The sequence below is a fragment of the Corynebacterium sp. c8Ua_99 genome (assembly GCF_039907185.1).
In the GTDB taxonomy this organism is placed as follows: domain Bacteria; phylum Actinomycetota; class Actinomycetes; order Mycobacteriales; family Mycobacteriaceae; genus Corynebacterium; species Corynebacterium jeikeium_D.
Genome location: NZ_JASBOG010000029.1, coordinates 1 through 4516, shown reverse-complemented (window position 1 = coordinate 4516; position 4516 = coordinate 1). Strand labels below are relative to the sequence as shown.

General features: G+C 58.1%; 3 protein-coding genes. 1 reads left to right on the top strand and 2 read right to left on the bottom strand.

Going from position 1 to position 4516, the window contains the following annotated elements:
• Positions 1-71 precede the first annotated feature (71 nt).
• Together QKE19_RS11105 and glgA are read right to left on the bottom strand one after the other, a co-directional pair.
• Positions 72-1595 (bottom strand): cellulase family glycosylhydrolase, encoded by a 1524-nt coding sequence (locus tag QKE19_RS11105; protein WP_101738683.1) that lies wholly within the window; start codon positions 1593-1595, stop codon positions 72-74.
• Positions 1596-1797: 202 nt separating this feature from the next.
• Positions 1798-2994, bottom strand: a complete 1197-nt coding sequence (gene glgA, locus QKE19_RS11100) for a glycogen synthase (protein WP_070603696.1) — start codon at positions 2992-2994, stop codon at positions 1798-1800.
• 112 nt (positions 2995-3106) lie between these two features.
• Here glgA and glgC point away from each other — a divergent pair, with 112 nt between their 5' ends.
• Positions 3107-4324 (top strand): glucose-1-phosphate adenylyltransferase, encoded by a 1218-nt coding sequence (glgC, locus tag QKE19_RS11095; RefSeq protein WP_042388575.1) that lies wholly within the window; start codon positions 3107-3109, stop codon positions 4322-4324.
• The last annotated feature ends 192 nt before the right edge of the window (positions 4325-4516 follow it).

Here is a 4516-nt window from a genome sequence, read left to right as displayed (position 1 = left end):
GACCCTGCGGCACGAAAAACGCCCTGCGGAAGAATCCACAGGGCGTGATTTGGTGAATCGAGCGGTTGGTTCTACTTCGGCCGGATGGTGACTGACACGTGGTCAGCAGTGGAGACGATATGAACCGTCTGGCCATCGGCAGCGACAGTGGCGTGGCCACCCTCGACATTCACTGTGAACCCATTCGGGAAGTTGATTGAGGGCACAACGAGCTCGCTGGTGGAACCAGGTGCGAAAACTCCGGTGCCGTCGACGCGGCTATTGTTCCAGCTGGCCTTGTAGACACGGGTGTCGCGGTTCCAGTCAGTAGCCTGCGGGGTGCCTGCGACCGCTCGCAGGTGTGGAGCGGCGAGGATGGTCATCTTGTCGCGGTTGAAGGCATCGGCACCTACAGGTCCTGGAACAGTAGGGTCGAAGACCATGCCCTGTTCCTTCTGGTTCTGCGTCGTCGGGTCGTTGCATCCGCAGTAGGACCAGTACTGCCAGCCGACCATGTGGCGGCGGGCAAGCGAAATTACGCCATTGAGGGTATCGGCATCGTCGGTGGCGCCGAACTCGGAAAGCAGTGTGGCCGAGCCGTTACCGGATGAGACGATTTCCGCATTGTCGAAGACGCGACCATCGAAAAAGTCACAGCCCGTGTAGGTGTTGAACAGGGCATTCGTGGTGCAGTAGACATGCCAGCTGAGGGCCGTACCAGCGGTTTCAGGAACCTCCGGGGCTGCCGGATTCGTGTTCAATCCGGTGTTCCACATGGAGTAGGGCTCGTAGTGGACAATAGCGTCCGGGTCCTTGTCGACAATCTGATTGGCAGCCTTCTGGTGCAGTTCATCGAGCTTTTCCTTAGCCGGGCCGCAGTCGCCGAGAGCCAGATAGCACAGTGGGTATGCGGAGCCTGGCCACGGTTCATTTATGATGTCGTAGCCCATCAGTCCCGGCATGTCGCCAAGGCGTTTGGCGACATGGCCCCACATGGCTGCGTAACGCTCCTGCAACCCAACGCCGCCTGGCCCTTCGCGGTTATTCAGGAAGTTGTCGTATGCCCTAATGAGTCCGATATTGAGAGCCTGGTTAGCGGGGAAGCCAACCTTTAAGAGGCTGGGAACGCCGTCGTCAATGACAGCCCAATCCGGGGCAAATTCGCCTTCGAACTTCTCGTTGTACATGTCCTGGTGGGCATCGACCAAGACCGCGATTCCACGCTCAGTGAGCATGGAGATAGTGCGGGCAATGGAATCCAGGTATTTGTCGTTGTACTCGCCAGGCTCTGGCTCTACTGCTTTCCAGATAATGCCGACTCGCATGGAGTCGAAGCCCTGCTGCACGAGCCAGTCAGCATCGTCCTCGTTAAAGCCTCCGGCCTCTGGGGTGTAAGGATCGTGCTTGTAGACGATGTTCGACCCCTGAGTGAGGAAAGCACGGCCGTCACCGTCGGTAAACCAGCGACCGGACTGTCCAAGGGGACCACGCTCGGTGATGGTAGCGGTACTAGGGGATGGGGCTACTTCTGTAGCGAGCGCCTGATGCGGTACTGCACCCGCTAGCGCTATGGCAATGGCGGCACCAACTGCTGCCACCTTCTTAGTGAATCTCATACTCAGGATGCTATTGACCAGTAATGATAAATTCAGCCAAAACTCAAATTAGGTTTAGAAAAGTGGGCAAGGGCATAAGTAAATGTCCTGAACGGGGTTAGTAAAAAGGCTAAGAAAGGCCCACCGCTTCCTTCTCGGAAGCGATGGGCCTTATGAGGAGACTCCGTCCACCGCGCATCCGTGGCGTCTCGCAGACAGCCAGCTACATCAAAGACTTATAAACCTCAACGGTCTGCTGAGCGATGTTCTCCCAGCTAAACACATCTTCAGCACGCTTCTTACCCGCCTGGCCAATCTTGGTAGCGCGGTCGCGGTCGGCGACCATGTTGTTAACCGCGGCAGCGATTCCACGCTCGAAGCCCTCCGGATCAGACTCGTCGTAGTGAACCAGAGTGCCGGTTTCGCCATCGACGACAACCTCCGGAATGCCGCCGACATCAGAGGCGACAACGGCGGTGCCACAGGCCATAGCCTCAAGGTTAACGATGCCCAGCGGCTCGTAGATGGACGGACAGACGAACGAATCCGCGGCTGTCAGGATCTCCTGGATCTTCTCCTTCGGCAGCATGTCCTGCACCCAGAAAATGCCATCGCGCTTCTCCTGGAGGTCATGGACGAGCTGCTCAGTCTCCTTCGCGATTTCCGGGGTGTCCGGAGCGCCGGCGCACAGAACGAGCTGCACACCGTCGTCGAAAAGCGATGCGGCCTTGACCAAATGAGCGACACCCTTCTGACGGGTGATGCGGCCGACGAACGCGACCATCGGGCGAGACGGGTCAACGCCGAGCTCCTCCAGGACAGACCAGCCGTTCTGTTCCTTGGACTCTTCCCACGTCGGGCGCGGGTACCACAGCTCGGTGTCGATACCGTTCAGGACAACGTGGACCTTGTCGGGGGAGATACGCGGGTAGGCATCCAGGATGGCGTCCTTCATGCGCGCGGAAACAGCAATGACAGCGTCTGCGTACTCCATAGCATTGCGCTCGGACCAGCTGGAAACGTCGTAACCGCCGCCAAGCTGCTCGCGCTTCCATGGGCGGTGCGGCTCCAGTGAGTGCGCGGTTGCCACATGCGGAATGCCCTTGAGCAGACCAGTGAGGTGACCGCCCAGGCCCGAGTACCACGTGTGAGAGTGGACGACATCAATGTCGGTTGCCGCGGCGGCATTTGCCATGCGCAACCCCGTGGACAGCGTCTTAATCGAGGCGTTGGCATCCTTCAACTCCGGGTCAACGCCGTGGACATATACATCCGCCTCATCGCGAGGAGCACCCATGCAGTGCACATCGACGTCAACGCCGTCGAGGCCGCGCATGAAACGAGTCAGTTCAGTTACGTGAACACCTGCTCCGCCGTAAATCTCCGGAGGGTATTCCTTGGTCATCATGGCAACACGCATAGTTCCAGCGTAACCAGATTTGACAATTTCCGTCGCTTGATATGCCTGGGTGTGGGTAGCGGGGAGGGGAGACTGGCAGCGAGGAACGTAAATCGCATATAGGTTGGTTGGTGTGAGGAGTCAACCACATGTTTTGTCCATTGTCCTTGCCGGTGGCGAAGGCAAGCGTCTCTTCCCGCTGACGGAAGACCGCGCTAAGCCCGCCGTGCCTTTCGGCGGTAGCTATCGGCTTATCGACTTCGTGCTGTCGAACCTGGTCAACGCAGGTTTCTTGAAGATCTGTGTGCTGACCCAGTACAAGTCCCACTCGCTCGACCGTCACATTTCGCAGGCGTGGCAGCTGTCTGGCATCACCGGCCAGTACGTCACCCCGGTGCCGGCTCAGCAGCGTCTGGGTAAGCGCTGGTTCACCGGTTCGGCGGACGCGATTCTGCAGTCGCTGAACTTGGTTTACGACGAGGATCCGGAGTACGTCATCGTCTTCGGTGCCGACCACGTCTATCGCATGGATCCGCAGCAGATGCTGGAGGCCCACATCGAGTCTGGCGCTGGCGTGACGGTCGCTGGTATCCGCGTCCCGCGTTCTGAGGCCAGCGCATTCGGTGTCATCGATGCCGATGACAACAACCGAATCACCGAGTTCCTGGAGAAGCCGGCTGATCCGCCCGGCACCCCGGATGACCCGAACTCGACGTTCGCGTCGATGGGTAACTACATCTTCACTACCTCCGCGCTTATCGACGCTATTAAGCGTGACTCGGAAGATGAAAACTCCGACCATGATATGGGCGGAAACATTATTCCGATGCTGGTAGAGGAGGGCGAAGCTTTCGTCTGGGACTTCAAGGACAGCTACGTTCCGGGTGAGACCGAACGTGACAAGGGCTACTGGCGTGATGTCGGTACCATCGATGCCTTCTACGAGGCCAACATGGACCTGATTTCCGTCCACCCGGTGTTTAACCTCTACAACAAGAAGTGGCCAATCCACACCTTCTCAGAGGAGAACCTGCCTCCGGCCAAGTTTGTCCAGGGCGGTATTGCTCAGGCTTCGATGGTCGGTGCTGGTTCGATTGTCTCCGGTGGTACGGTCCGCAACTCGGTGATTAGCACCAACGTTGTGGTCGAGGATGGCGCGACGGTGGAGGGCTCGGTTCTCTTCCCAGGCGTTCGCGTCGGCCGCGGAGCAGTGGTTCGCCATGCGATTTTGGACAAGAACGTTGTAGTTTCCGACGGCGCCATTATCGGTGTCGATCCGGAGAAGGACGCAGAGCGCTTCAAGGTCAGCGCTGGTGGCGTTGTGGCCGTTGGTAAGAACCAGGTTATCTAGACTGTCTGAGTCCGACCGGCTGAAAAGGCACGTACCGTGGGGTACGTGCCTTTTGCCTTTAACCCTTTTTGCTACCTAGTTGCTACCTAGCCCAAAACCGGCAACCCCAAAAATCACGGGCTTCGCATGTGAATACGGGCTGCAAATGTGAAACTGTGTGAGTTTATGACACTTTCAAGCCATTTTTCGGGT

What these genes read in the sequence shown, in the direction of transcription:
- glgA (WP_070603696.1), bottom strand. Translation starts at nt 2,994, where the DNA reads ATGCGTGTTGCCATGATGACCAAGGAATACCCTCCGGAGATTTACGGC.
- QKE19_RS11105 (WP_101738683.1), bottom strand. Translation starts at nt 1,595, where the DNA reads ATGAGATTCACTAAGAAGGTGGCAGCAGTTGGTGCCGCCATTGCCATA.